Below are 25,106 nucleotides of genomic sequence, written 5' to 3'. Positions count from 1 at the left end.
TCAGTCGCGGCCCTGCCAGGTCGTGACGCAGGCCTTGTTGCCCTGGGCGTCGGCGAGCACCACGACGGCGGGTGCGCGGTCGTCGCCGACCAGCGTGCCGCCCGCGGCGAGGGCGGCCCCGATGCGCTCGCCGGCCACCTCCGGCGGGACGCGGACGTCGAGGTGCCAGCGCTGCGGGACCTCGCCGTCGTCCGTGGACTCCTGGAACCAGATCGTCGGGTGGGTCCCGGTCGGGTCGACGATCTCGACCGGGTCGGAGCCGAGCTCGTAGCCCAGCACCGCGGCCCAGAACGGCCGGACCGCCGCGAGGTCGGGGGTGTCGAGGGCGAGCTCCACCGTGGCCAGGCCGTCGGTCACGGCCGTCGCGCCGACCTCGGCGGCGACCGTCGAGATGACCCGCGCCAGCCGGACGTCACGCTGTGTCAGCCCGCCGACGTCGTGCGAGGACAGCCGGACGTCGACCCGGCCCCAGGCCAGGCCCAGGTCGGGATGGTGGTCGGCCTCCTCCGCCACCGCGCCGATCCGGTTCACCAGCTCCAGCGCCGAGGCGAAGTCGGCGGTCCGGAAGCGGGCCCTCAGCTCCGCGAACAGCGGTCGCCAGTCCGCCAGTCCCTCGCCGTCGACGTCCCGGCCGGTCAGCAGCACCCTGTCCCCACCCGTCATGGCGGCGACCGTACCGGCCCCCGTGGGCCGTGCACGGCCTGTGCGGGCCGGTGCCCACGGCTTACTCTTCGGTAATGACCACGACGCAGGCTCCCGCCCTGGCCACGTTCGAGTCCCTCGACCCGCGCACGGGCGCGGTCGTCGGCACGTACCCGGTGCACGGCGCCGCCGACGTCGAGGCCGCCGTGGCCCGTGCCGCCGACGCCGCGACCTGGTGGGCCGGCCTTGGCTTCGACGGCCGGCGCGCGCTGCTGGTGCAGTGGCGCCGCGCGCTGGTGAAGGGCCTCGACGCCCTCGCGCGCATCGTCGTCGAGGAGACCGGGAAGCCGTTCGACGACGCCCGCCTCGAGCTCGTGCTGGCGATCGACCACCTCGACTGGGCGGCCAAGCACGCGGAGAAGGTGCTCGGCACGCGCAGGGTCTCCTCGGGGCTGCTGATGGCCAACCAGGCCGCGACGCTCACCTACGCGCCGCTCGGCGTCGTCGGCGTCATCGGGCCCTGGAACTACCCGGTGTTCACGCCGATGGGCTCGATCGCCTACGCGCTGGCGGCGGGCAACGCGGTCGTGTTCAAGCCCAGCGAGCTGACGCCCGGCGTCGGGGTGGCGCTGGCCGACTCGCTCGCCGAGATCGTCGGCGGCCGTCCCGTGCTCCAGGTCGTCACCGGGTCGGGGGAGACGGGCGCGGCGCTCTGCCGTGCGGCGGGCGTCGCGAAGGTCGCCTTCACCGGCTCGACGGCCACCGGCAAGCGCGTGATGGCGACCTGCGCCGAGACCCTCACGCCGGTGCTGATCGAGTGCGGCGGCAAGGACCCGCTGATCGTCGACGCCGACGCCGACCTGGAGGCCGCCGCCGACGCCGCCGTCTGGGGCGGGATGTCCAACGCCGGCCAGACCTGCGTCGGCGTGGAGCGCGTCTACGTCCTCGACGCGGTGGCTCAGGAGTTCACCGACAAGGTCGTCGCCAAGGCGAACGCGCTGACGGCGGGCGCGGAGTTCGGGCCGATGACGATGTCCTCGCAGACCGAGGTGGTGCGCCGCCACGTCGCCGACGCGCTGGAGAAGGGCGGCACCGCGGTCGTCGGCGGCGCCGACAGCGCGGCCACCGCGTTCGTCGAGCCGGTCGTGATCCTGGATGTGCCCGAGGACTCCACCGCCGTCACCGAGGAGACGTTCGGGCCCCTGCTCGTCGTCAACCGGGTGCCCGACGTCGACGAGGCCGTGCGCCGCGCCAACGCCACCGGCTACGGCCTGGGCGCCACGGTCTTCTCGAAGGCCCGCGGCGCCGAGATCGCCGCGCGGCTGCGCTGCGGGATGGTGTCGGTCAACTCCGTGATCTCCTTCGCCGGCATCCCCGCCCTGCCCTTCGGCGGCGTCGGCGACTCCGGGTTCGGGCGCATCCACGGCGAGGACGGGCTGCGCGAGTTCACCCGCCCGCAGGCCGTGGCGCGCCAGCGGTTCGCGCTGCCGATCGCGGTCACGAGCTTCCGGCGGACGTCCGCGGGGATGGGTGCACTGCTCGGGCTGGTGCGGGTGCTGCGGGGGCGCTGACGCCCGGCAGCCCCCCGTCCCAGAGCCCCAGCACGAGGTCGGCGAACGCGTCCGGGGCCTCCAGCGGCGGCAGGTGCCCGGCCCCGTCGACGCCGGCCGCCGTGGCGCGGGGCATGGCGGCCGCCGCGGCCGCGGCGCGGGCGGGTGACCAGATCGGGTCCTGCGCCCCGGCCACGAGCAGGGTGGGCGCGGCGATCCGGGAGACCTCGGCGGTGAGGTCGGGCCGGCGCAGCATCATCTCCGTCATCACCCGGTGCATGCCGGTGCGCGGTGCCGCGGCGAACGCGTCCGTCACGAGGGCGACGGCCGCGGGATCGGTCGCCGCGGTGGCGGGGGAGAGCAGGCTCGTGGCCACGGCCGAGCGCAGGGGACGGGCCGCGCCCAGCAGCCGGTAGGCGGTGACCAGCCGGCCGATCCGGCGCCGCTGCGCGGGCGGGAGCGGCGTGGGCGGGGCCGCCACGGCGGTCAGCGTGCGGCACAGGTCCGGCCGGCGGGCGGCGAGGACGAGCCCGACGTGGCCGCCCCAGGCGTTGCCGACCCAGTCGACGGCGCCCAGCCCCAGGTGCGTCAGGACCTGCGCCGCGGCGTCGGCGCAGTCGGCGAGGCCGGTGCCGCAGGGCGGTGGTCCGCTGCGGCCGTGCCCGGGCCCGTCGACGAGCACCAGCGTGCGGTGCTGCGCGAGCCGTGCGGTGATCCGGGACCACTGCCGGCAGTCGACCAGCATCGAGTGCCAGAGCAGGGCGGGCGGGCCGGAGCCGATCGTCCTGACGTGCAGGCGGCCGGCGGCGGTGGTGATGTCCACGGTGTCGCTCCCAAAATGCGCAGGTTTCCGAAGTTTCGGAAACCGTTGTATAGTTTCGACCGTGGATCCGTCAAGCGCCGTCCGGCCGCTGCCCGTCGACCGTCCCGCGGTCGGCCAGCTGCTCGGCCGGCTGCTGCAGCACTTCCGGCAGGAGGTCTTCGCCGCCGCCCACGACGCCGGCTTCGACGACATCCGCGAGGCGCACCTGCAGGTCTTCGGCAACCTGCGCGGCGAGGAGGTCCGGCTCACCACGCTGGCCGCCCGGGCGCACCTGAGCCGGGCCGCCACGGCCGAACTGGTCGACGACCTCCAGCGGCGCGGCTACCTCGAGCGCGTCCCCGACCCCACCGACGGGCGCGCGCGGCTCATCCGGCCCACCGCCCGGGGGGAGCGGGCGCTGCGGGCCGCGGCGGTGCGCGTCGCGGAGATCGAGACTGCGTGGGGCGACCTGGTGGGCCCGGCGGCGTTCGAGGAGGCCTGCCGCACGCTCGACCGGCTTCTGGCCGCCGTGGACGCAAGCCGTGTTCCCGGCGACACGGACGGGGCGGGGAGCGCCGCCGGATGACAGGATGCTCGGCGACCCGAATCCCCCAACGTCGGAGGCTGTGACTTTGAACGGCGGCAGCGTGGCACGTGAGTTCCGGACGGTCGGAGTGGTCGGCCTGGGCACCATGGGTGCGGGCATCGTCGAGGTGTTCGCCCGCAAGGGCCTGCAGGTGATCGCCGTCGAGACCGACGCCGAGGCCGTCGAGCGCGGGCGCAGCCACCTCGAGACCTCCACGTCCCGCGCCGTGGGCCGCGGCAAGCTCACCCAGGAGGACGCCGACGCGCTGCTGGGCCGCATCACGACGAGCACGTCGCTGGCCGACCTGGCCGACGCCGACCTCGTCATCGAGGCGGTGCCGGAGAGCCTGGACCTCAAGGCGAAGGTGTTCGCCGAGCTCGACGCGGTGTGCCGCCCCGAGGTGATCCTCGCGTCGAACACGTCCTCCCTGTCGGTCACCGAGCTGGCCGTGCGCACCGGGCGTCCCGGCAAGGTCGTCGGCCTGCACTTCTTCAACCCGGCGCCGGTCCAGAAGCTCGTCGAGATCGTGCGCACCGTCGTCACCGAGCAGGACGTGGCCGACGACGTGGCGGCGTTCGCGGCCACGCTCGACAAGGTGCCGGTCGTCATCGGCGACCGCGCCGGCTTCATCGCCAACGCCCTGCTGTTCGGCTACCTCAACCACGCCGCGAAGATGTACGAGCAGCGCTACGCCAGCCGCGAGGACCTCGACGCCGCCATGCGCTACGGCTGCGGCTACCCGATGGGCCCGCTCGCGCTGCTCGACCTGATCGGGCTCGACACGAGCTACGAGATCCTCGACACGATGTACAAGCAGTCGCGCAACCAGCAGCACGCGCCGGCTCCGGTGCTCAAGCAGATGATCACCGCCGGGCTGCTCGGCCGGAAGACCGGGCGCGGCTTCTACACCTACGCCGGCCCGCACAGCTCCGAGGTCGTGCCCGACGCGCTCACGCCGTCGGGCACCGTGCCCGAGGACGTCGCGGTCCGCGACATCGCCCGGGTCGGCGTCGTCGGCACCGGGACGATGGCCTCGGGCATCGTGCAGGTCCTCGCCACGGCCGGGCTCGATGTGGTCGTGCGCGGGCGCAGCGACTCCAAGGTGTCCGCGTCGATCGCGGGGATCAGGAAGTCCCTGGAGAAGGCCGTCGTGCGCGGCAAGGTCACCGAGGAGGACAAGGACGCCACGCTGGCCCGGATCTCCGGCACCACGCGCCTGGAGGACTTCGCCGACGTCGACCTCGTCGTGGAGGCCATCGCCGAGGAGCTCGACGTCAAGCGGGCCGTGTTCGCCGCGCTCGACGAGATCTGCAAGCCCGGAGCGATCCTGGCCACGACCACGTCGTCACTGCCCGTCGTGGAGTGCGCGGCGGCCACGTCGCGGCCCCAGGACGTCATCGGGATGCACTTCTTCAACCCGGCGCCCGCGATGAAGCTGGTCGAGGTCGTCTCCACGATCACGACCGCGCCCGAGGTGGCGGCGTCGGTGCTGGCCCTGTGCGAGCGGATCGGGAAGGTGCCGGTGAGCTGCGGCGACCGCGCCGGGTTCATCGTCAACGCGCTGCTGTTCCCCTACCTCAACGACGCGGTGAAGATGCTGGAGGCGCACTACGCCACCGCCGACGACATCGACTCCGCGATGAAGACCGGCTGCGCGCTGCCGATGGGCCCCTTCGAGCTGCTCGACGTCGTCGGGCTGGACGTCTCGCTGGCCATCGAGCGCTCGCTCTACCAGGAGTTCCGCGAGTCCGGCTTCGCCCCCGCCCCGCTGCTGGAGCACCTCGTCACGGCCGGGCGCCTCGGGCGCAAGACCGGGCACGGGTTCCGGGACTACGCGGCGCGCTGATCCGGGACGGTCCGAGACCTGATGGCCAGGGGACGCCGACCGCAGCGGCCGCCGCACGTGCCGCTGCGGTCGGCGACCTACACGCGCGTCGAGGGCGAGTGGATCGTCCGCAGCGTGCCCGGTTCGACGGCGTCGGACCGGTCCTACCGCTGCCCGGGGTGCGACCAGGTGATCCCGGGGACCGCGCCGCACGTCGTCGCGTGGCCGGCGGGGGAGTACGGCTCGGTCGAGGAACGGCGGCACTGGCACGCCGGCTGCTGGGCCGCGCGCGACCGGCGGGGGCCGGGGCGGCGGCGCTGATCGCCTCCGCTCCCTGCCCCCTGACGGCGGCGGGCCGGACGGATCGGCGACGGGCGGGTCAGCGGCGGCCGGCGGCGGCGCGGGTGCGGCGGCGGTCGCGGCGCTGGGGGCTGGGGCGGGAGTCGGACTTCGCGTCCTTCGCGGACTTCGCGTCCGTGGTGTCCGTGGCGTCGCCCGAGCCGTTCGTGCTCCCGGCCTTCGTGTCGACCTCGCCGTCGGTCGGGGTCGGGGTCCCGTCCGCGGACGGGGCCTCGTCCTGTGCATCGGACGTCGGGGCGGCGACGGGCTCGAGGTCGGTGAGGGTGTCGGGCTTGAGCTGCACGGTCGGCGGCTCGGCCGGGGCCTGCGCCGGGGCGGGCCGGGGCGGGGTCTGCCGGGGCGGGCTCTGCGGGGCCGGGACGGGAGTGGACGGGGCCGGGGCGTAGCCGTTGGTGCGGGCGCCCGGCTCGCCCTCGACGGGCGCGAGCGAGGCCAGGGCGCGGCTCAGCACGTACTGGGTGCCGCCGAGCTGCTCGGCGATCCGCCCGCGCAGAGCCGTGAGCTCCGCGACCCGGCGCTCCGCTGCGGCGACGATGCGGTGGGCGTGCTCCTCGGCGCGCACGATCTCGACGCGGACGCGCTCGGCGTGGGACTGGTGCATCCCGTCGATCTCCCGGCGCGTCGACGCGCGCTCGGCGGCCAGGGCGGCCAGGGCCTCGGTGCGGCGCTGGTCCATCGCTATGGCGAAGTCCTGCTCGACCTCGTCGCGCTGCGCCTGCGCCTGCGCCCACAGGCGGGCGCGCTCCTCCTCGGAGCGGCGCACGAGCGCGGCGACCTCGCGCTCGACCCCGGCCCGCTGCGCGGCGAGCGCCTGCTCGACCGTGGCGCGCTCCTCGGCCAGCCGGGCCTCGGTGGTGGCGCGCAGCTCGGCGATCTCACGCTCCATCGCCTCGCGGTCGGCGGCGACGGCGCGCTCCATGGCGATCCGGTCGGTGACGAGCTGGGCCTTCTCCCGGGCCGTGCGCTCGGCCAGCTCGGTGGCCTCGACCTGCGCCGGGCCCAGGTAGGACGCGGCCTCGTCGCGGGCGGCGGTGAGGGTGCGCTCGGCCTCCTCCTTCGCGGCGGCCAGGGTGCGCTCGGCCTCCTGCTCCGCCTCCTCGCGACGGCGCGCGGCGTCCTTCTCGGCGCCGGCGAGCATGTCGGAGACCTCGTCCTCGGCGAGGCGCAGCATCGACCGCATGCGCTCGCTCATGCCCTGCACGCTCTGCGGGGGACCGGCGAGCGTGCGGACCTGCGCCCGCAGCTTCTCGGCGCGGGCCCGCGCGTCCTCCAGCTCGCGTCCCAGCTGGGTCGACTGGTCGACGGCGGCGTCGCGGTCGGCGGCCAGGATGCTGATCTCCGCGTCGATCCGGCGAAGGTGCATGTCGACCTGGCCCTGGTCGTAGCCCCGGCGCACGACGTCGAATCCGGCGTCCGGCATGGGCTCAGCGGAGTCGACTGGCATGCACCTCACCGTACCGGGCCCTCCACGGGCGCCTCCGACGTGCGTCGCCCGTGGTGGGGTTCCTCACTCGGACGGGTCAGACGCCGCGGAAGCGGTTGATCGACTCCAGGTGCCGGGAGCGCTTGTCCGGGTCGCTCACGCCGAGGCCCTCCTCGGGCGCGAGGGCGAGCACGCCGACCTTGCCCTGGTGGCTGTTGGTGTGGACGTCCAGCGCGGCCTGACCGGTGTCGGCGAGCGGGTAGACCTTCGACAGCGTGGGGTGGATGAGGCCCTTGGCGATGAGCCGGTTGGCCTCGAAGGACTCGCGGTAGTTGGCGAAGTGCGAGCCGATGATGCGCTTGAGGTTCATCCACAGGTAGCGGTTGTCGTAGCTGTGCTCGTAGCCCGAGGTCGAGGCGCAGGTGACGATCGTGCCGCCCTTGCGGGCCACGTAGACCGAGGCGCCGAAGGTCTCGCGGCCCGGGTGCTCGAAGACGATGTCGGGGTCCTCGCCGCCGGTGAGCTCGCGGATCTTCGCGCCGAGGCGCTTCCACTCCTTGGGGTCCTGGTTGTGCTCGTCGCGCCAGAACGTGTAGCCCTCGGCCGAGCGGTCGATGATCAGCTCGGCGCCCATCTTGCGGCAGACCTCGGCCTTCTCCTGGGAGGACACCACGCAGATCGGGGTGGCGCCGCCGTTGAGGGCGAACTGGGTGGCGTAGGAGCCCAGGCCGCCGGACGCGCCCCAGATCAGGACGTTGTCGCCCTGCTTCATGCCCGCGCCGTTGCGCGAGACCAGCTGGCGGTAGGCGGTGGAGTTGACCAGCCCGGGGGCGGCCGCCTCCTCCCAGGTGAGGTGCGCGGGCTTGGGCATGAGCTGGTTGGACTTGACCAGGGCGAGCTCGGCGAGGCCGCCGAAGTTGGTCTCGAAGCCCCAGATGCGCTGCTCGGGGTCCATCATCGAGTCGCCGTGCCCGTCGGGGCTCTCCATCTCCACCGACAGGCAGTGCGCGACGACCTGGTCGCCGGGCTTCCACGCGTTGACCCCGGGCCCGGTGCGCAGCACGACGCCGGCCAGGTCGGAGCCGACCACGTGGTAGGGCAGGTCGTGGCGCGCGGTGAGCGGGGAGATCCGGCCGTAGCGCTTGAGGAACCCGAACGTCGACACCGGCTCGAAGATCGAGGTCCACACGGTGTTGTAGTTGATGGCCGAGGCCATCACCGCGACGATCGCCTCGCCCGGGCCCAGCTCGGGGGTGGCGACGTCCTCGACGTGCAGGGACTTGCGGGGGTCCTTCTCCTTGGACGGGATGCCGGTGAACATCTCCGCCTCGTCCGCGTGCACGGTGACGCCGCGGTAGTGGTCGGGCACCTCGAGCCCGCCGACGGCGTCGAACTGTCCGGCGAGGATGGCGTCGCGGATCTCCAGCACGGCTGGCCTCCGATGGCTGAGTCGTGGGTCAGATGCTTGGCATCCCGAAAGTTACTGCGTGGTATGGTACCCGCTCGGGCGTCGGAGCGCCCCGTCCACGTGGCCAGGACCACTCGGCCGGGGGACCGGGCCCGACCTGGCCGGTCGGACCCGGCCCGTCCGACCGGCCAGGTCGGACCGGTCCGTGGATCAGTGCCCGGACGCCGCCGGCTCGACGAGCTCGACGAGCACGCCGCCCGCGTCCTTGGGGTGCAGGAAGTTGATGCGTGAGTCGGCGGTGCCGCGCCGGGGCTCGTCGTAGAGCAGCCGGACGCCCTTGGCACGCAGGGCGGCGCTCGTGGCCTCGATATCGGTGACGCGGTAGGCCATCTGCTGGATGCCGGGGCCGTTGCGGTCGAGGAACTTGCCGATGGGCGAGTCGGGCCGCAGCGGGGCGAGGAGCTGGATGGCCGCGCCGGCGTCACCGGGTGCCGACAGCATCGCCTCGCGGACGCCCTGCTCCTCGTTGGTCTCGACGTGCGTCGCGACCAGTCCGAGGGTGTCGGCGTACCAGGCGATCGCCTCGTCGAGGTCGGCGACGGCGATGCCGACGTGGTCGACCGCGGTGATCGTGTGCTCTCCCGAAGGTGCGTGCTCAGCCATGGCGCGAATGTAGCCGCCCCGGCCCCCTGACGTGCGGTTGTGTGCCGGGTCACGCCGTGGAGGGCGTCACGGGACCCGGTCGTGCGCGCCGACGGCGGGTATGTTCGCGGCAACTCAGGGTCACTCGTACCACCCCGACCGCATCGCAGCTGCTGGAGGTCTCCGTGTCCGGATCCGTCATCGTCGCCGGCGCCCGCACCCCGATGGGGCGCCTGCTCGGCCAACTGAAGGACTTCTCGGGCGTGCAGCTCGGCGGCGTCGCGATCAAGGGCGCGCTCGAGCGCGCCGGCGTGACCCCGGACCAGGTCGAGTACGTGATCATGGGTCAGGTCCTGACGGCCGGAGCCGGCCAGATCCCGGCCCGCCAGGCCGCCACCGCCGCGGGCATCGGCATGGACGTGCCCGCGCTCACGATCAACAAGGTCTGCCTCTCCGGCCTCAACGCGATCGCGCTGGCCGACCAGCTCATCCGCGCCGGTGAGTACGACGTGATCGTGGCCGGTGGCCAGGAGTCGATGACCCAGGCGCCGCACCTGCTCGCCAAGTCGCGCTCGGGCTTCAAGTACGGCGACGTCACGATGCTCGACCACATGGCCCACGACGGCCTCTACGACTCCTACGACCAGGTCTCGATGGGCGCCTCCACGGAGAAGCACAACGCCCGGTACGAGATCACCCGCGCCGACCAGGACGAGTTCGCCGCGCAGTCGCACCAGCGCGCCGGCAAGGCCGTGGAGAGCGGGCTGTTCGGCGACGAGATCACCCCGGTGCACGTGCCGCAGCGCAAGGGCGACCCGCTGGTCGTCGACGCCGACGAGGGCATCCGCCCGGAGACCACGGCCGATGGCCTGGGCAAGCTCCGCCCGGCGTTCTCCGCCGACGGCACCATCACCGCCGGCTCCTCCTCGCCGATCTCCGACGGCGCGGCCGCCGTCGTGGTGATGAGCAAGGCCAAGGCCGAGGAGCTGGGCCTGACCTGGCTCGCTGAGATCGGCGCCCAGGGCATGGTGGCCGGCCCGGACGACTCCAGCCTGCACGAGCAGCCCGCCAACGCCATCGCCGCCGCGTGCCGCAAGGAGGGCATCGAGGTCGGCGACCTGGACGTCATCGAGATCAACGAGGCGTTCGCCGCCGTCGGTGTCGTGTCCACCCGCAAGCTCGGCGTCGACCCGGCGATCGTCAACCCCAACGGCGGTGCCATCGCGCTCGGCCACCCCATCGGCGCCTCGGGTGCGCGGCTCGCGCTGCACCTGGCGCTGGAGCTCCAGCGCCGCGGTGGCGGCGTCGGTGCGGCGGCCCTGTGCGGCGGCGGTGGCCAGGGTGACGCGCTGATCCTGCGCGTGCCCGCCACGAGCTGACCGGAGCCGGCGATGCCCCGCCCCGACGTGCCCGACCTCGTGGAGCGGGCCCGCCGCGGCGAGGCCCGCTCCGTCGCGCGCCTGATCTCCCTGGTGGAGAACGGGATGGACGGTGCGGGCGACGCCGCCTCGGCCGACCTGCGCGCAGTGGCGGCCGCGCTGGCCCCGTACACGGGGCGGGCGCACGTCGTGGGGCTCACCGGGCCACCGGGCGTCGGGAAGTCGACGTCGACCTCGGTGCTCGTGGGCGCGCTGCGCGCCCGGGGGCGCCGGGTCGGCGTGCTGGCCGTGGACCCGTCCTCGCCGTTCTCCGGGGGCGCCCTGCTGGGTGACCGCGTGCGGATGGGTGAGCACGCCACCGACGAGGGCGTGTTCATCCGGTCGATGGCCACCCGCGGGCACCTGGGCGGCCTCGCCTGGGCCACGCCGCAGGCGCTGCGCGTGCTCGACGCCGCGGGCTGCGACGTCGTGCTGGTGGAGACCGTCGGCGTGGGGCAGAGCGAGGTGGAGGTCGTGGCGCTCGCCGACACCACCGTGGTGCTGCTCGCTCCCGGCATGGGCGACGGCGTGCAGGCTGCGAAGGCCGGGATCCTGGAGATCGCCGACGTGTTCGTGGTGAACAAGGCCGACCGCGACGGCGCCGCGCAGACCGTACGCGACCTGCAGCACATGATGTCGCTCGACGGCGACGAGTGCGGGTGGCAGCGCCCGGTGGTGCCGACGGTGGCGGCCCGCGCCGAGGGCGTGGAGGACCTGGTGTCGGCGCTGGACGCCCACCGCGAGTGGATGGACGCAGGGGGCGAGCGACGGCGCCGCCGCCTCGCCCGCGCCCGCTCGGAGATCCAGGCGATCACGCTGGAACGGGTGCGCACGCGCATCGGCGACCTGTCGGGGGCCGAGGGGCTCGCCACGCTGGCCGAGCGGGTGGTGGACGGCGAGCTCGACCCCTACGGCGCGGCCGACGAGCTGGCCGGGACGGTGGTCGCGCCGCAGCGGTAGCCGCGCGTTGCGCCCGGTGGCGTCCCTCCGGGTCACGGCCTGCCGCAGGGTCACGGCCTGCCGCAGGGTCACGGCCTGCCGCCCGTGCGGTCGAGGCGGGCCGTCAGCCGGCGCGCGCCGATGCGCAGGGCCAGCGCTCGGGCTTCCCGGGCGTGCCCGGCCGCGCCGTCGGGGTCGTCGTGGGCCAGGGCCCGCGCCAGGTCGGCGTGCACCCCCGCGCGGGTGCGGGCCGACCGGGGCCCGGCGGCCAGCGCCGACCCCAGCCGCGCGGCGGCCGCCGGATCGCCCAGCTCCAGCAGCGCCTGCCCGTGCCGGTGGTGGACGTCGGCCCACTCGATGTCGACCCACTCCGGGCGCGCGGCGTCGATCGGACGCCGCGCGAGGGCCAGCCGCGCGGCATCCTCCTCGCCCGCGGCGGCGAGGGCGACGGCTCGCGCGGCGTCGAGGAGAGCGCAGCCGCCCGCGGGGAGCGATGTCCACATCGCCTCCCAGGCCGGGTCGTCGAGCAGGGCTGCGGCGGCGGGGGCGTCGCCGATCTCGCGCAGCACCTCGGCGCGTCCGACGAGCGCGGCCACGACGAGCACGGACGACCCGGCCTCCCGCGCCGCCGCGGCGGCGGTGTCGAGGTGGCCCCACGCGGCGTCGTGGTCGTCCTCGTCGAGGGCGTGACGCCCCGCGAGCGCGGCGGCACCGGACAGCACGTCGGCCAGCGCCGGTCGCCGGGTGGGCGCCGCGGTGTGCCGCAGCGTGGTGGTGAGCTGCGCGACCAGCGCCGCCGCGACGCCGGCCGACCCGGCGGCGCCGAGCTCGTCGTCGATGCTCCGGGCGGCCGCGAGCTGCGCCGCCCACTGCGCCGCCACACCGTCGTCGACGGCGGCGGCCGCGGCCAGCGCCCCGCGCAGGCGCTCGCGCCCGTCGGGCACCCCGGGCGGCGCGGAGGCCAGCCCCAGCTCCTCGGCGCTGCGCCCGTAGAGCTCGGCCAGCAGCGCCCGGTACTCCGGCTCGGGGCGCGCGTGGCCGTTCTCCCAGCGCGAGAGCTGCGTCTTGAGGCTGGCCGCGGACGCGTCGGGCCCGCCGCGCTCCTCGGCCAGCGCCCGCAGTGCCCGCGCCGCCCCCGATTGCGACCAGCCCCGCGCGGCCCGGGCCCCGCGCAGGGCGGCGCCGTCGGCGCCGGTCGGTGTGCTCATGGCACCAGGTTGTCGGACCCCGGCCGTACTGTCAACGCTGTTGACGCAACAGACGTCAACAGCGGGAGGGGGAGCCGGATGTGGACCTGACGACGTGCTCGGTGTGCGCGGTGGCCGGAGCGGCCGGGGGAGCGCTGGTGGGGTTCGGCGCGGGTCGTCGCCGGCGCGGCCGCAGGGGCCGTCGCCCGCACGGGGGCCGGGCAGGGCGGTGGTGGCCCGGGCGGCGGGCGCCCGGCGACGAGCCGGGCGGGCCGTCGTGAGGAGCGGGCGGAGGGGTCAGGCGAAGTCGCCCGCGGCCCGGCGGATCTCGCCGAGCAGGGCGGTGAGCTGCGTCTGCTGCTCGTCGTCGAGACCGGCGATGCCGAAGTCGACGGCCGTCACCGACTCGGTGGCCCGCGCCCGCAGCGCCGCACCCTTGTCGGTGATCTCCACGAGGGTGGCCCGCCGGTCGGTGGGGTGCGGGATGCGGCGCACGAGGCCGTCGGCCTGCAGGCGGTCGACGATGTTGGTCACGCTCGTCGGGTGCAGCTGCAGGCGCTCGCCCATCACCCGCATCGGCAGCCGCCCGGTGCGCGCGAAGGTGAGCAGCACCAGCGCCTCGTACCGGGCGAAGGTGAGGCCGTGCGGGCGCAGGGCGCCGTCCACGGCCGAGAGCAGGATCTGCTGCACCCGCATCACGCTGGTCACCGCCGCCATCGAGCGCGACGGGCCGATACGCTCGGCCCACAGGTCCGCCGCCCGCATGATCGGGTCGAACGGCAGGGGATCGTGGCGGGCCATGGTCGACGACGCTAGCAGCGTCGCCGGGCCGGGCCTCGCGCTCGGCCGCCGCGCTGAGGCACGCTGTCGACCATGCTCTTCGCCTTCAGCATCGCCCCCGCGGGTGGCGGCTCCGACAGCGTCGGTGACGTCGTCGCCGAGGCCGTCCGCGTCGTCCGCGCCTCCGGGCTGCCGCACGAGACCACGTCCATGTTCACGACGATCGAGTCCGCCACCTGGGACGAAGGGATGGCCGTGGTCAAGGCCGCGGTCGAGGCCGTGCAGGCCCGTGCCCCGCGCGTCAGCCTCGTGCTCAAGGCCGACATCCGGCCCGGGTTCGACAGCGGGCAGCTCCAGGCCAAGGTCGAGCGCGTCGAGGAGGCGCTGGGGGGAGGTGCCCCGTCCGCCGGAGGGGCCGACGGGGCGCCGGGGGCCACGGCGTGAGCGCGCGCGTCGTCCTGGTGCACGGGGCGTGGCACGACGGCTCGTGCTGGGCGCCGGTGGTCGACCTGCTCGCGGCGCAGGACCACGACGTCGTCGCGGTCGACCTGCCGAGCGACCGGCCGGGTGCCACGACCGACGACTACGTCGACGCCGTGCTGGCGGCGGTCGGCGACCGGGGTCGCGTGGTGCTCGTCGGGCACTCGCTGGGCGGGCTCACCGTGCCGGTGGCGGCGCAGCGGCTCGGTCCCGACCGGGTGGCCGCGCTCGTCCTGGTGGCCGCGCTCGTGCCGCTCCCCGGCTCGTCGTGGGCCGACCGGACGCGGGCCGAGGCGGGGATCATGGCGCCCGGGTTCGGGCGGGGCCAGGTCCGGGCCGACGACGGCACGACGTCCTGGTCGCCCGAGGCGGCGGCCGGCAACCTCTACGCCGGGGTGGTCGACGAGCTCGAGAGCGACGGGACCCCCGACGCGCAGGCGGCGGTCGCGGCCGCGGTGGCCGCGGTCCGGCCGCAGGACTGGACGGTCACCAAGGAGGTCACGCCGCTCACGGCCTGGCCCGCCGTGCCCACGGTGCAGGTGGTCTGCGCCGGCGACCGGGTGGTCGACCCGCAGTGGTCGCGCACCGGGGCGGTGGTGCCCGGGGCGGAGGTCGTCGAGCTCGCCGGAGGCCACTTCCCGATGCTCACGCGCCCCGCGGAGCTGGCGGAGCTGCTGGCCGCGGTCGCCGGCCGGGCGGGATGAGCCCCGGGACGCCGAAGACCCCCGGCGCACGGAGGCGCGGGGGGTCGGCGGTGCGGGTGCTGCCGGTCAGCCCTGGGCGACGTTGAGCGTGAAGAAGAAGACGCCCACGAGGATGGCGACGACGCCGAGCACCATGGCGATCTTGGCCTGCTGGGCCGCGGCCGGGCGGCGCACGGCGGCCACGCCGAGGCCGAGGGCGGCCGCGCCGAACACCCAGCCCAGGATGGAGATCGGGCTCACGAGCACGGCCAGCACGCCCACGATCAGGGCGATCTTGCCCAGGGTCGGGCTCTCCTCGCGCGCGGTCTTGGCGCGGGCGTCCTCGAGCAGGCGGTCGGCGACGGTCTTGTCCGTGCTCATGGCAGGTCCTCCGTGTGGGGGCCGCGCGGGGCGGCCGAGAAGTTCTACGGAGAGCGACGCGCGCGTCACTCACACATCCTCAACGACTGCCCGCCCGTCGTGGTGCTCCGCCGGTCCGGTGATCGACACGCCGGATCCGAGCGGGTGATCGGTGACATTGAGTCACAGGTAAGGACCGGTTCGGGTGACACCGACCGGGTGGTGCAGGACCGTATCGAGGAGGAGCACGTGGCTGATCAGCAGGAACACCGGGCGCGGCGGATGTGGCGGGCCGTGGAGCCCGTCCACGCCGTCACCTACTTCGCCCCGGAGTCGAAGGAGGCGTGCGACGCGCTCGGCACGAAGGGCTACTGGATGAGCTACTTCGGGCTGCGCGCCGCGCCGCTGGGCGCGGCGCCGCCGGAGCTCGTCACCGCGCTGTTCTACAACTTCCACCCCGCGCACGTCGCCCGCGCGGTGCCCGCAGTCTGGGCGGTGGCGTCGCCCGAGCGGTACCTCGCCGCGCGGCTCGACGCCGTCGACGCGGCCCTGCACCGCGTCGTCGGGACGCAGGTGCTCGGTGGCCCGGAGGTGGCCGAGGCGGCAGCCATCGCCCGCGACGCCGCGCTCGCCGCCCCCACGGCGGGGCGCGCGCTGGCCGCGGCCAACGCCGCGCTGCCGTGGCCCGACCGGCCGCACCTGGTGCTCTGGCACGCGCAGACCGTGCTGCGCGAGCACCGCGGCGACGGCCACGTGGCCGCGCTGCTGACGGCCGGCCTCGACCCGGTGGAAGCGCTGGTGGTCTTCGCCGCCGACGTGGGGCTCGACGCGGCGGCGCTGCGCGCGCGGCGGGGCTGGTCGGAGCAGGAGTGGGACGAGGCGGTGGCGCGGCTGGCCGCGCGCGGGCTGACCGACGAGGCCGGGGCCCTCACCGCGGCGGGGCGCGCGCTGCGCGCCGAGGTCGAGGCGCACACCGACGCCCTGGCCGACGTCCCGTGGGCGGCGGTCGGCGACGACGCCGCCGAGCGGCTGGTCGCGCTGACGACGCCGGTCGTCGCGATGCTCCCCGCGGGTGGCGTCTTCAACGCCGACAACCCCATGGGGCTGCGCCTGCTGCCGGAGGCGGGGTGAGGGCCGACCCGGGCGCCGCGGGCGACCCGGGCGTCACCACCGGTCCCCGCGTGCCAGGATGGTGTCGTGTCACGACCTGATCCCCGTCGGGCGGCCCAGACGGCTGCGCTGTCCTCCGCCATGTCCGGTGCGGTCGATCTCTCCGCGCTGAAGGCCCGCTCCGACGCCGCCAACCGTCCCGCTCCCGCCGGGCCCCCGCCCGGTGGCGCCCCGTCGGGTGGTGCGCCCTCCGGTGCCCCGCCCGCCGGGTTCGTCGTCGACGTCTCCGAGGCCACGTTCCAGGCCGACGTCCTCGAGCGCTCCATGGAGATCCCGGTCGTCGTCGACCTGTGGGCCGAGTGGTGCGGGCCGTGCAAGCAGCTCTCGCCGGTGCTCGAGCGCCTCGCGGCCGCGGGCAACGGGTCGTGGATCCTCGCGAAGGTCGACGTCGACGCCAACCCGCGGATCGCGCAGGCGTTCGGCGCGCAGTCGATCCCGATGGTGGTCGCCGTCGTCGGCGGACAGCCGGTCGACGCGTTCAACGGCGCGCAGCCCGAGCCGCAGGTCCGGCAGTGGATCGCCGCCCTGCTCGACGCGCTGCGCGAGCGGATGCCCGCCATCGCCGCGGCCGAGGCCGCGGCCGGTGGCGCCCCCGAGCCCGAGGAGGAGCCGGAGGACCCGCGCTTCACCGCGGCCGAGGACGCCCTCGAGCAGGGCGACTACGCTGCCGCCGAGGCCGCCTACCAGGACATCCTCAACGTGGAGCCGGCCAACGAGCAGGCCGCCGCCGCGCTCGCTCAGGTGCGGTTCCTGGCGCGCGCCGAGGCGGTCGACCCGGACGCGGTCACCAAGGCCGACGCCGCTCCGGACGACGTCGACGCCCAGCTCGCCGCGGCCGACGCCGAGATCGCCGGCGACGGGGTCGAGGCCGCGTTCGCGCGGCTCGTGGCCACCGCGGGCCGGGTCTTCGGCGACGACCGCGACCGGGTGCGCGAGCACCTCGTCGGGCTTTTCGAGCTGTTCCCGGCCGACGACGCGCGCGTCACCGCGGCCCGCCGGGCGCTGGCCCGCGTCCTGTTCTGACCCGGCACCCAGCCTGACCCGGCACCCAGCCTGACCCGGCACCCGTCCTGATCGGGCGGGGGGCCGGCGTCAGCAGACGGCCGGCCCGCCACGCAGCCCGTCCTCGTAGCGGGCGACCCGCTCGTAGCCGTGCTCGGTGGGGTCGGCCCGCCCGGACGCGTCGCGCGCGGCCCAGTCGTCGGCGAGCAGGACCTGCACGGCCTCGTCGAGGTCACCGGGGGAGAGCCGGAAGTCGACCGGCGCCACCAGCAACTGCCCGGAGTAGGCCCCGGCGAGGCAGACCGCGGCGTGCCCGGCCTCCACCCCCTCCACGGGTGAGCCCGCGGCCCGCAGCGCCGCCAGGCCGTAGCGACCGGTCACCAGCGTGGCGCCGGCGAAGTCGCCGAGCCCGGTGTGCAGCGGCGCGAGCGCGGCCAGGTCGACGTCGACCGCGCCCTCGGCCAGGGGGTCGGCGGTCGCACACAGCCGGGCCGGACCCTGCGCGGCGGCCTCGGGGCAGGCGTCGGTCGTCAGCGGGGGAGCGGTCCAGCCCGCCACCCCGGACAGCTCGGTGGCCCACTCGCGGGCGTCGACGCCGATCGCGGCGAGCAGGTCGCGCAGCGGCAGGTCGCCCGCGCGGGCCTGGTCGGCCGCCGAGCCGAAGCGCACCTGCGTGAACCCGCGCTCGGGCACGGTCATCTCCGCGCAGCGCGTCGCCCCGTCGTCGTAGCCCGCCCGGAACGCCGAGACGCGGTCGAACGCGTTGCCGTGCGCGCCCTCGTCACCCGCCGCGACCCCGAGCGGGTCGCGGAAGCCGACCAGCGTGCGCAGCGCGGCGTCGCGCTCGGCGGTGCCGATCGGCAGGCCGGGCACCGGGACGTCGGAGAAGCGCCGGACGACGACGCCGGTGTAGCAGTCGGCCATCGCCTCCAGCAGGATCGTCGGATAGGCGTCCGGGTCGCGGGCCTGCGCCTCGTCGAGGCCGAGGCGGGTCTCCACCGCGTGCCCGATCTCGTGCGCGAGGACCACGACCACGCCGACGTGCCCGAACTGCGCGAACAGGTCCGGCACGAGCCCCGCGGCGTCCCACACCACGGCGTCGGCGGCGGGGCAGTAGTAGGCCTGGTCGGCGACCTCGGACAGGTCCTGCACGCACGGCGGGGTGCCCTCGCCGGGGGAGACGGGCAGCAGCGTCCGGATGTCGTCCCACGGCTGCCCGAAGGACGCGGGGAACTCGGTGCGCCAGAAGCCCTCGACGGCGGCGGTCACCGCGGTGGCCGCGCTGCCGGCGTCGGCGACGGGCGGCACGACGGCGGGTGCGGGCGGGCGGAGGTCGGCGGCCACCCCGCGGCCGGGCACGGCCTGCGTGCACCCGACGAGCACGAGCGCCAGCAGCAGGACGAGGACGGCGCGCACGCCTCCATCCTCCCCCGGAGCGGCCCGCCACGGGAGTCGGTCCACCCCGTCGGCTAGCGTCGAGCCCCGTGTCCGACCCGCGCACCACCCGCTCCGCGCCGACGATCACGGCGGCCACCGCGCTGGCGGCGGTGGTGGTGTTCGCGTCGCTGGTGACGGCGGTGGTGCTGCACATCCGCTACCCCGACGCGCTGGTGACGCTCCTGCCGCTGCCCGACATGCGCGACCTGCACGTCGACTTCGACACCTTCTGGCACTCGGCCGTCGCGCTCACCCAGGGCGCCGACATCTACGAGACGCCCGCGAAGCTCACGAACCTCAACCCGCCCCTGCTCACGGTGCTGCTCGTGCCGTTCGCCGGGCTCGACGCCCTCACCGCCTACCGGATCTTCATGGTCCTCACCGCGGTGCTCGTGGTGGTCTCGGTGCTGGCGGTGGCGCGGGAGCTGCGCCTGGGCGTCGCCACCACGGCGGCCGTCGTGCTCGCGGTGCTGGTGTCCTCACCGCTGCACGGCACGCTGGTGCTCGGCCAGATCTACCCGCTGCTGCTGGTGGCGCTCGTGGCCGGCTGGATCGCCGAGCGCCGCGGGCACCCGGTGCTCGCCGCGGTCTGCTACGGCGTGGCGGTCGCGCTGAAGCCCTCGCTCGCGCCGCTCCTGCTGCTGCCCGCGGTGCAGCGCCGGTGGGTGCCGCTGCGGGCCGGGCTGGCCTCCGCGGCGGTCGCGACGGTGATCGGCGTGCTGGTCGCGGGCCCGTCGAGCGCGATCGAGTGGCTGACGATCGCGCTCAGCGAGGGCGTGCCGGACACCGTCGACAACGCCTCGCTCCCCGGGCTCGCCATGCGCTTCGGCGTGCCGACGGTGCTCGGCCTCGTCGCCGGGCTGGTCGTCCTCGTCGGCACCCTGGTGTGGCTGGGGCGCCACCGCGACCGCGTGGACCCGGCCGGCACCGCCCCGTGGGCCGTGGTCGCGGCCGGGCTCCTGCTCTCCCCGATCGCCTGGCACAACTACCTGCTGCTGCTCGTGCCCGGCGTGCTCGTGCTGATCTCGCTGGGCCGGGGCGCTCTCGCGGCGGCGCTGCTCGCGGTGGCGGTGGTCCCCGTCTCCTGGAACGCGATCTGGCCGACCGACCCGGGTCCGATCGCGGAGCTCGGATCGGACCTGGGTCGGTCGCTGTACTGCGCGATCCTCGTGGCCTACTGGCTGGCGCTGCTCGGGGCCACGCCGTTGCGGCGGTCCCCGGCCGGACCGGCCGCGGGCGGTGCACCCGAGTCGGCCGACGCCGGCGCTCCCGCCGGCTGAGCCTGCGCGTGCCGCCCGGTCGGCGGCACGACCTCGTCCCCGGACGACTCCGCCCCCGCGGCCGGCTCGGCGACCGGCTCCGCGGCCGGCTCGGGAACCTGCTCCGTGACCGGCTCGACGACCACGGCCCGGTCGACGCGCGTCTGCGCGACGGCCGGCACCGGCGGGTCGTCCGGCGTGACCGGCGCTTGCACCGGCACGTCGTCGGTGACGGGCGCGGCCGGCGCGACGTCCACGACGGGCGCGGTGACGGCCGCCTCGGTGACGGGCTCCTCGACCACGGTCTCCTCGGCCACCACGTCCCCGGGCGCCTCCACGACCCCGTCGGCCGCGACGACCTCGTCGGTGACCGGCTCGTCGACGACCGTCCCGTCCACGACGGGAGCACCCGGAGCGTCGGACACCGGAACGTCCGCGGCCGGAGCGTCGACCGCGTCAGCCGACGGAGCAGAGGCCGACCCCTCGGCCACCGGCTCCGCCGGCGCCGCCGCGATCCGCGACCGCCGCACAGCGCCCTCGAACGGCTCCGGCGCCAGCCACAGCACCCCCGACGGGGGCAGCCGCAGCACCGCGGACGCCGGCCGCCCGTGCCACACCATCTCGTCGGCCTCGACGGCCCCGAGGTTGCCCACGCCCGAGCCGCCGTACTGCTCGGCGTCGGTGTTGAGGACCTCGCGCCAGCGGCCGGCGAACGGCAGCCCGACGCGGTAGCCCTCGCGGGCGCCGCCGGAGAAGTTGGCGACGCACGCGAGCACCGTCGGCTTGCCGTCGGCGTCGACGCCGTGGCGCAGGAAGCTGAAGACGTTGCCCGCCGTGTCGTTGGCGTCGATCCACGAGAAGCCCTCGGGGGAGACGTCCTTCGTCCACAGCGCGGAATGGGAGCGGTAGGCGCGGTTGAGGTCGCCGACCATCGTCCTGATCCCGCTGTGCAGCGGGTCCTCGAGCAGCTCCCAGTCGAGCGAGCGCGACTCCGACCACTCCCGCTCCTGGCCGAACTCCAGGCCCTGGAACAGCAGCTGCTTGCCCGGGTGCGCCCACATGAAGGCGAGCAGGGCCCGGATGTTGGCCGACTTGTTCCACGCGTCGCCGGGCATCCGCTCCCAGAGCGAACCCTTGCCGTGCACGACCTCGTCGTGGCTGATCGGCAGGACGTAGTTCTCGCTGAAGGCGTACATCAGCGAGAACGTCATCTGGTTGTGGTGGTACCCGCGGTACACCGGGTCGCGGCCGGTGTAGTCGAGCGTGTCGTGCATCCAGCCCATGTTCCACTTGAACCCGAAGCCGAGGCCTCCGAGGTGGGTGGGGCGCGTGACGCCCGGCCATGCCGTCGACTCCTCGGCGATCGTGACCACGCCGGGGTGCTCGCGGTAGACCGTCGCGTTCATCTCCTGCAGGAACGCCACGGCGTCGAGGTTCTCGCGGCCGCCGTAGATGTTGGGCAGCCACTGCCCGTCCTTACGGGAGTAGTCGAGGTAGAGCATCGAGGCGACGGCGTCGACGCGCAGGCCGTCGATGTGGAACGACTCCAGCCAGTACAGGGCGTTGGCGACGAGGAAGTTGCGCACCTCCTTGCGCCCGAAGTCGAACACGAGCGTGCCCCAGTCGGGCTGCTCGCCGCGGCGCGGGTCGGCGTGCTCGTAGAGCGCCTGCCCGTCGAACTTGGCCAGCGCCCACTCGTCGCGCGGGAAGTGCGCGGGCACCCAGTCGACGATGACGCCGTAGCCGTGCTGGTGCAGGTGGTCGACGAACCAGCGGAAGTCGTCGGGCGTGCCGAAGCGGGACGTCGGCGCGTAGTACGACGTGACCTGGTAGCCCCACGACCCGCCGAACGGGTGCTCGGCCACCGGCAGCAGCTCGACGTGGGTGAAGCCGGTCTCGTCGAGGTAGGCGACGAGCTGCTCCGCGGCCTCGCGGTAGGACAGGCCCTGGCGCCACGAGCCCAGGTGCACCTCGTAGACGCTCATCGGCTCGGCGTGGGCCTGCTTCTGCGCGCGCGCCGCCAGCCACTCGGCGTCGCCCCACTCGTGGGTGTCGACGTCGATGACCGACGCCGTGGCCGGCGGGATCTCGGTGCGGAACGCCATCGGGTCGGCCTTGTCGCGCCAGCGGCCGTCGCGGCCCAGCACCCGGAACTTGTACCGGGTGGCGGGCTCGACGCCGGGCACGAACAGTTCCCAGACGCCCGACGAGCCGAGCACGCGCATCGGGTGCGCCCACCCGGCCCAGCCGTCGAAGTCGCCGGTGACGCGCACGCCCTGCGCGGCCGGCGCCCACACGGCGAAGCTCGTGCCGGTGACGGGGCCCGCGGGCGTCTCGTAGGTGCGCACGTGGGCGCCGAGGACGTCCCACAGGCGCTCGTGTCTGCCCTCGCCGATGAGGTGCAGGTCCATCTCGCCCAGGGTGGGCAGCCAGCGGTAGGGATCGTCCACGATGTCGACGCGGTCGCCGTAGCGCACCGCGATGCGGTAGTCCGCGGGCGGGCCGGGCACGACGGCGGAGAACAGCCCCGCGTCGTGCACCTTGACCAGCGGGTGCCCCTCGCCGCCCGCGCGCACCACGTGCACCTCGTCGGCGTGTGGGCGCAGGACGCGCACCACCGTGCCGTCGGCGTGCGGGTGGGCGCCCAGCACGGAGTGCGGGTCGTGGTGGGCACCGCCGAGGACCCGGTCGACGGTGGCCGGGTCGGGCGGGCAGGCGTCGATCATCGGGTTGATCGTCTGGGTTCGGTTCTCCTCGCGATCCACCCGCGCACCCTATGGCCCCGGCACGCGGATCGCCGACCCAGGCGGCAGCGACCCGTCCGCGTCACCCACATCGGGGTCGGCGTTCGGCCGTGCGGGTGAGCGGGAGGGCCGCGGTGAGCCCTCGGTAGCGTCAGCAAGCGTTGAACTTCGGTGTGCTGATCTTGTAGCTGATGGTGCTGAACGGATGGGTGTTCTGCCGCAGTGTCCGCCAGGCCGGGTGGTCTGTCATCCGTGCGAGTTGGACGGTGACGAGGTCGCGTAGCCCGTTGATCGACCATCGGCTTCCGCCGATGTCGGTGCGGGCGTTGAGTTCGCGCATGACCCGTTCCAGCACACCGCTGCCCAGCTCGGGGCCGCCGAGCCAGGCGAGGTCCCTTCGGACCTCGGGCAACAGACAGGTGAAGACCTGGTCGCGGGCGCCCAGGAGCAACTCGGTCGCCGCGTGGTGGTGCGCGCCGGTGATCGAGGCGCTGAACGTGTCGTAGGAGTGCAGGGCTTGGCTGTGGGTGCGGTGCTCGCGGGCGGTGCGGCGCAGCAACTCGGCCAGCTCGGCCCGCTTGGCGTTCGCCCAGGGATGCGGGGCCTTGTCGGCGTAGAGCGCCCACCGCAGCGCTCGGGGCAGGTGCCACCAGCAGCGCTGGATAGGGGTGTCGGGCCAGGTGGTCTCGGCCAGCCGCGTGATCGCCGGCTCCCCGTCGACCACGACGATGACCGGGGCGTCCAGCGCGGCCAGCTGCTCACCCATCGCCGCCCAGGGCTGATCGATGGTGACACCGAGCAGGACGGTGTGGGCGCGACGGCGTCGCCGGGGCCCGCTGCGCGCGGTCAGCCCCAGCGCGATGTTGCAGGCGATCCCCAACCGCCGCGGCCCGGCGCGCATCCCGGTGCCGTCCAGGATGACCACCGCGGCTGAGGCCCCGCTGTCGATCAGCTCGGCCGCACCGATCCCGTCCAGTAGCGGTGCCACGTCGGCCACTGCGTGATGAGCGCGTCCGGTCGAGGCCGGCGCTCCGAACGATCGGGCGACCTGCGCGGCGCGGGCGAAGGACATCTGGCTGGCCAGCTCGGCCAGGTCCACCGCGAGCCGGTCGGTGCGGCGGCGGCCGGACAGGTCCAGCATCAGCAGCAACGGTGCGAAGACCCGGCCGCAGGCCCGACAGCCCACGTTCGCCAAATGCAGGCGCACGACTCCGACCGCGATATCGATCCGTCGTGGGCGTGATCGTCTGCCCTTGCGCCCGAAGTCCTGCATCACCCCGCACCCCGGGCACGCGAACGGCGCCGGAAGGTCACGCACCGGGAGCCAACGAGGCCCGCAGACCCGGTCGATCAACCGGTCCTGCGCCTGCTCCAGAGCGGCAGCCAGGACCACGGCGGGCACCTCGTCACGCATCGCCACCGCCCATGCCTCGAGCTGAGACCACCTCAGAGATCCATCGAGCTCCGGCAGCTCAGCACTGAGCACGACACTAGCCACAGCCATGGCAGTTCCTCACGACGAAGGGCACCACCCTCCACCGCAAGATCCCGAAAGTTCAACGCTGCCGGACGCTACCGAGCCCTCAGCCGGCGGCGCGGTCGCGCAGCGCGGACAGGAAGGCGCGCAGGTCGGCGGGGCCGTCCGAGGCGATCGCGTGCACCCGGCGCAGGTCCAGGTCGGCGTAGGCGTGCACCACGAGGTTCCGGAACCCCGCGGCCCGTGCGAGCCGCCCGGCCAGCTCACCGTCGACCACCCCGGCGGCGGCCAGGGAGCGGAACGCGTCGCCGTAGGTCGGTGGGCTGCCGAGTCCGAGTCGGACGCACGAGGATACGGCGAGGTCGATCGTCACCTGCACGGCCTGCCACAGGTGGAGGACGACTGTGTCGGTGGCCGCGCTGAGCGGGCCCAGCCCGTCCGGGTCGGCGGGCAGATGAGCGGCGACCCGGTCGAGGTGGCGACCCACGGAGGCCGCGCGTTCCGCGAGGAGCTCACGGTCGATGCCGGTCACCGGCCGATCCCCGTCATCCGAGATCCGCCAGCACGCGCTCCTGCGCCGCGCGGATCACCGGGCCCGCATCGCACCAGAACCGGGTGGCCTCGATCCGGAACTCCAGGAACGCGTCGGGCGCGCGCTCCAGGAGCGCCATCCCGTCCCTCGCGGCGCGGTAGCGCAGGAGCGCGCTCGCCCGGCCGAGGTCGACGACGTCCACCGCGTCCGTGCCGAGCGCGGACGCGAGGTCCGCGGTGAGGGCGGCGAGGTCGACGCCGCCGTCGGTGACCACGCCGATGTCCCAGTCGGACGCCGGACCACCGTCACCGCGCGCCCGCGACCCGTGCAGCACCGCGAGCAGCACGCCGGGCCGCCGGGCGAGCAGCGCGCTGATCGCTTCCGGGGTCACGGGGCGCAG

The 25,106-nt window shown here is 75.0% G+C and carries 23 protein-coding genes and 1 pseudogene; 11 read left to right on the top strand and 13 right to left on the bottom strand.

What is annotated here, in order from left to right:
* A complete protein-coding gene (locus I4I82_RS07980) occupies positions 1-663 on the bottom strand; it encodes a 4a-hydroxytetrahydrobiopterin dehydratase (RefSeq protein ID WP_218591735.1) in 663 nt (220 codons plus the stop codon).
* A gap of 74 nt (positions 664-737) precedes the next feature.
* On the opposite strand from I4I82_RS07980, the gene I4I82_RS07975 reads away from it, so the two are divergent.
* A complete protein-coding gene (locus tag I4I82_RS07975) occupies positions 738-2,213 on the top strand; it encodes an aldehyde dehydrogenase family protein (protein WP_218591736.1) in 1,476 nt (491 codons plus the stop codon).
* Here the strand turns inward: I4I82_RS07975 and I4I82_RS07970 are convergent.
* Positions 2,140-3,015 (bottom strand): alpha/beta fold hydrolase, encoded by an 876-nt coding sequence (locus tag I4I82_RS07970; protein ID WP_218591737.1) that lies wholly within the window; start codon positions 3,013-3,015, stop codon positions 2,140-2,142. The two genes, I4I82_RS07975 and I4I82_RS07970, sit on opposite strands and share 74 nt — an antisense overlap.
* Before the next feature lie 61 nt (positions 3,016-3,076).
* On the opposite strand from I4I82_RS07970, the gene I4I82_RS07965 reads away from it, so the two are divergent.
* The 3 genes from I4I82_RS07965 (at position 3,077) to I4I82_RS07955 (ending at position 5,726) form a co-directional block, all read left to right on the top strand.
* Complete coding sequence (locus tag I4I82_RS07965) at positions 3,077-3,580, top strand: MarR family winged helix-turn-helix transcriptional regulator (protein WP_218591738.1); 504 nt, start codon at positions 3,077-3,079, stop codon at positions 3,578-3,580.
* Positions 3,581-3,641: 61 nt separating this feature from the next.
* Positions 3,642-5,426, top strand: a complete 1,785-nt coding sequence (locus tag I4I82_RS07960; RefSeq protein ID WP_218591739.1) for a 3-hydroxyacyl-CoA dehydrogenase family protein — start codon at positions 3,642-3,644, stop codon at positions 5,424-5,426.
* Positions 5,427-5,447: 21 nt separating this feature from the next.
* Complete coding sequence (locus I4I82_RS07955; RefSeq protein WP_218595601.1) at positions 5,448-5,726, top strand: Rv1322 family protein; 279 nt, start codon at positions 5,448-5,450, stop codon at positions 5,724-5,726.
* A 58-nt stretch (positions 5,727-5,784) separates the two neighbouring features.
* Here the strand turns inward: I4I82_RS07955 and I4I82_RS07950 are convergent, their stop codons facing one another.
* The 3 genes from I4I82_RS07950 to mce form a co-directional block, all read right to left on the bottom strand.
* On the bottom strand, positions 5,785-7,209 hold the full coding sequence (locus I4I82_RS07950; protein ID WP_218595600.1) for a coiled-coil domain-containing protein: 1,425 nt from the start codon (positions 7,207-7,209) through the stop codon (positions 5,785-5,787).
* Positions 7,210-7,285: 76 nt separating this feature from the next.
* The gene (ccrA, locus tag I4I82_RS07945; protein WP_218593788.1) at positions 7,286-8,617 is read right to left on the bottom strand and encodes a crotonyl-CoA carboxylase/reductase; all 1,332 of its coding nucleotides are present in this window, start codon (positions 8,615-8,617) and stop codon (positions 7,286-7,288) included.
* 189 nt (positions 8,618-8,806) lie between these two features.
* The gene (gene mce, locus I4I82_RS07940) at positions 8,807-9,259 is read right to left on the bottom strand and encodes a methylmalonyl-CoA epimerase (RefSeq protein WP_218593789.1); all 453 of its coding nucleotides are present in this window, start codon (positions 9,257-9,259) and stop codon (positions 8,807-8,809) included.
* A gap of 164 nt (positions 9,260-9,423) precedes the next feature.
* Between mce and I4I82_RS07935 the strand changes: the two genes are divergently transcribed.
* Both I4I82_RS07935 and meaB read left to right on the top strand, forming a co-directional pair.
* Entirely contained in the window at positions 9,424-10,617 is a 1,194-nt protein-coding gene (locus tag I4I82_RS07935; RefSeq protein ID WP_218593790.1) for an acetyl-CoA C-acetyltransferase, read from the top strand.
* Positions 10,618-10,629: 12 nt separating this feature from the next.
* Positions 10,630-11,616, top strand: coding sequence for a methylmalonyl Co-A mutase-associated GTPase MeaB (meaB, locus tag I4I82_RS07930; protein ID WP_218593791.1), 987 nt, complete (start codon positions 10,630-10,632; stop codon positions 11,614-11,616).
* Between the two features lie 68 nt (positions 11,617-11,684).
* Here the strand turns inward: meaB and I4I82_RS07925 are convergent, their stop codons facing one another.
* Together I4I82_RS07925 and I4I82_RS07920 are read right to left on the bottom strand one after the other, a co-directional pair.
* Positions 11,685-12,803 (bottom strand): hypothetical protein, encoded by a 1,119-nt coding sequence (locus I4I82_RS07925; RefSeq protein WP_218593792.1) that lies wholly within the window; start codon positions 12,801-12,803, stop codon positions 11,685-11,687.
* A gap of 276 nt (positions 12,804-13,079) precedes the next feature.
* Positions 13,080-13,583 carry a MarR family winged helix-turn-helix transcriptional regulator gene (locus I4I82_RS07920; RefSeq protein WP_218592962.1) on the bottom strand — a complete coding sequence of 168 codons (504 nt, stop codon included), beginning with the start codon at positions 13,581-13,583 and terminating at the stop codon, positions 13,080-13,082.
* Between the two features lie 72 nt (positions 13,584-13,655).
* On the opposite strand from I4I82_RS07920, the gene I4I82_RS07915 reads away from it, so the two are divergent.
* Both I4I82_RS07915 and I4I82_RS07910 read left to right on the top strand, forming a co-directional pair.
* The gene (locus tag I4I82_RS07915; RefSeq protein ID WP_218592963.1) at positions 13,656-14,006 is read left to right on the top strand and encodes a thiamine-binding protein; all 351 of its coding nucleotides are present in this window, start codon (positions 13,656-13,658) and stop codon (positions 14,004-14,006) included.
* On the top strand, positions 14,003-14,746 hold the full coding sequence (locus tag I4I82_RS07910) for an alpha/beta fold hydrolase (protein ID WP_218592964.1): 744 nt from the start codon (positions 14,003-14,005) through the stop codon (positions 14,744-14,746). Before I4I82_RS07915 ends, I4I82_RS07910 begins: the two co-directional genes overlap by 4 nt.
* Positions 14,747-14,812: 66 nt before the next feature.
* Here I4I82_RS07910 and I4I82_RS07905 read toward each other — a convergent pair whose 3' ends face one another.
* A complete protein-coding gene (locus I4I82_RS07905; RefSeq protein WP_218592965.1) occupies positions 14,813-15,106 on the bottom strand; it encodes a hypothetical protein in 294 nt (97 codons plus the stop codon).
* Between the two features lie 228 nt (positions 15,107-15,334).
* Here I4I82_RS07905 and I4I82_RS07900 point away from each other — a divergent pair, with 228 nt between their 5' ends.
* Together I4I82_RS07900 and I4I82_RS07895 are read left to right on the top strand one after the other, a co-directional pair.
* On the top strand, positions 15,335-16,216 hold the full coding sequence (locus tag I4I82_RS07900) for an SCO6745 family protein (RefSeq protein ID WP_226369935.1): 882 nt from the start codon (positions 15,335-15,337) through the stop codon (positions 16,214-16,216).
* Between the two features lie 120 nt (positions 16,217-16,336).
* A complete protein-coding gene (locus I4I82_RS07895; protein WP_218592966.1) occupies positions 16,337-17,278 on the top strand; it encodes a tetratricopeptide repeat protein in 942 nt (313 codons plus the stop codon).
* A 69-nt stretch (positions 17,279-17,347) separates the two neighbouring features.
* On the opposite strand, the gene I4I82_RS07890 is transcribed toward I4I82_RS07895, so the two are convergent.
* Positions 17,348-18,673, bottom strand: a complete 1,326-nt coding sequence (locus I4I82_RS07890; RefSeq protein WP_218592967.1) for a neutral zinc metallopeptidase — start codon at positions 18,671-18,673, stop codon at positions 17,348-17,350.
* A 68-nt stretch (positions 18,674-18,741) separates the two neighbouring features.
* Between I4I82_RS07890 and I4I82_RS07885 the strand changes: the two genes are divergently transcribed.
* Positions 18,742-19,974 (top strand): glycosyltransferase family 87 protein, encoded by a 1,233-nt coding sequence (locus I4I82_RS07885; protein WP_218592968.1) that lies wholly within the window; start codon positions 18,742-18,744, stop codon positions 19,972-19,974.
* 524 nt (positions 19,975-20,498) lie between these two features.
* On the opposite strand, the pseudogene glgB reads toward I4I82_RS07885, so the two are convergent.
* The 4 genes and pseudogenes from glgB to mntA all read right to left on the bottom strand — a co-directional run.
* Positions 20,499-22,679 (bottom strand): annotated as a pseudogene (gene glgB, locus I4I82_RS07880) (1,4-alpha-glucan branching protein GlgB); the annotation flags it as partial.
* 169 nt (positions 22,680-22,848) lie between these two features.
* Positions 22,849-24,201: an ISH6 family transposase gene (locus tag I4I82_RS07875; protein ID WP_443708433.1), complete on the bottom strand. Its 1,353-nt coding sequence runs from the start codon at positions 24,199-24,201 to the stop codon at positions 22,849-22,851.
* Positions 24,202-24,280: 79 nt separating this feature from the next.
* Positions 24,281-24,706, bottom strand: a complete 426-nt coding sequence (gene hepT / locus I4I82_RS07870) for a type VII toxin-antitoxin system HepT family RNase toxin (protein WP_218592947.1) — start codon at positions 24,704-24,706, stop codon at positions 24,281-24,283.
* Between the two features lie 13 nt (positions 24,707-24,719).
* Positions 24,720-25,097 (bottom strand): type VII toxin-antitoxin system MntA family adenylyltransferase antitoxin, encoded by a 378-nt coding sequence (gene mntA, locus I4I82_RS07865; RefSeq protein ID WP_218592948.1) that lies wholly within the window; start codon positions 25,095-25,097, stop codon positions 24,720-24,722.
* Between the last annotated feature and the right edge of the window lie 9 nt (positions 25,098-25,106).

Source organism: Pseudonocardia oceani, from assembly GCF_019263585.2.
GTDB classification, from domain to species: Bacteria; Actinomycetota; Actinomycetes; order Mycobacteriales; family Pseudonocardiaceae; genus Pseudonocardia; species Pseudonocardia oceani.
Note: the sequence above shows the minus strand (reverse complement) of the source record. Positions and strands in the feature narration are given on the sequence as shown.